Origin of the sequence: Litorimonas sp. (assembly GCA_029936425.1) — a bacterium.
GTDB lineage: Bacteria > Pseudomonadota > Alphaproteobacteria > Caulobacterales > Maricaulaceae > Litorimonas.
The window spans coordinates 4,242-5,671 of the sequence record JAPYSU010000032.1; the positions used below are offsets into that span (position 1 = coordinate 4,242).

Sequence of the window (1,430 nt, forward strand, 5' to 3'; positions counted from 1 at the left end):
AGAGGTGAGGTTCCGAGTATGCCCATGAAAGTTCATTCAACACTCGCCGACGGCCTTCTGCGCCCATCCTCTTGCGTAATTCGCGATCTTCAATGAGCAAGCTCATTTTATCGGCAAAATCTTCCGGATCATTTGAGCTAGCATATAGGCTGGCCGTACCCGCAGATACGCGCCCTTCGACGAGATCGAATTGAACCACAGGTTTTCCGAGCGCCATGTACTCCATAACTTTATTCATGGTGGACATGTCGTTCATCGGGTTTTTCGGGTCGCATGCCAAACCTATATCTATTGCGTTCAAAGCTGCGATCAGATCCGTTTGGTATAGTGCCCCGGTGAAAGTGAAATATTCGGCTAAATCAAGGTCACCAACCTGCTGGATCATCATATCCAATGCAGGTCCAAAGCCGATGATCACGAAATGCACATCCGTCTGCTTATGGGCGTGGACAAGATGCGACGCAGCGCTCACGAGGGTTGTCATCCCTTCTTGTTGACCGATCACTCCGACGTAACCAAACACCGTTGCCGCTTTTCCGCGATACGCTCGGTCACCTTCGGCGGGAATAAAGCAATCGATTTTCGGTGCTGACCTTACGACAAATACATCGCTCTCCGATTTTCCACCGCGGGTGATGGCAATTCTACGAAAACTTTCATTTGTAGCCATAGAGACGGACGCCACGGCAAAATTCAACCGCTCGAGCAGGCGCATCAACCAGTAAACTACGCCGCGTTTTCCAAACTTCGCGATCAGAAGTTCAGGGCAAACGTCATGGTGGTCAAACATGTACCGGACGCCGCGCCATCGATATCTTAACGCCAGTATGAATATGAGGTCAGGTGGGTTGCAGCCTTGGATCACATCGAAAGGGCACCGCTTCCAGACTATTTTTGCCAGACGAAACCAGTGCCAGATCGCATGGCTGTATTCCCGGGCGTAATCCAATATTCCTGAACCATCCTCAACAGGAACAGGGTGGCGATAGATATGCACGCCTTCAAGTAACTCATATGGTTCGTCCCAGCCTAAACCCATGGGTGAGATGATGGAAACGATGTATCCTGCGCGAACGCAGCTGGTCGCCTCTAGCCACACGCGACGGTCAAGGGGCACTGGCAGATTTTCAACCACAATCAATATGTGAGGCTGAACGGCAGCGGCTGGAGTAGAAGGTGGCGTCAAATTCATGATCTGACTAGTTCATGGTAAGGTAAATTTTGAGTAAATATTTTCGCTAATGGGTCATCAGCCGTTAAGTAAGCGGTTGTGGAAACGCTTCTAATCGACACGAAGTGCGAGAGACTTCGCCGAAGCTTTTGGGCATTGGCCGCACATTACTCATGGATAGCAGAGCCACGCCACAGATGCGCTTGTGGCGTGGCTCAGTCCGGGTTTCTCGATTGATATCTAGATACCCAGAAACTGA

Annotated in this window: 1 protein-coding gene; it reads right to left on the bottom strand. The window is 50.5% G+C overall.

Going from position 1 to position 1,430, the window contains the following annotated elements:
* Positions 1–1,192, bottom strand: a 1,192-nt coding sequence (locus ACN0IC_RS14575) for a glycosyltransferase family 4 protein (protein WP_416879516.1), incomplete at its 3' end; no start/stop codon positions are given.
* Positions 1,193–1,430: the final 238 nt, after the last annotated feature.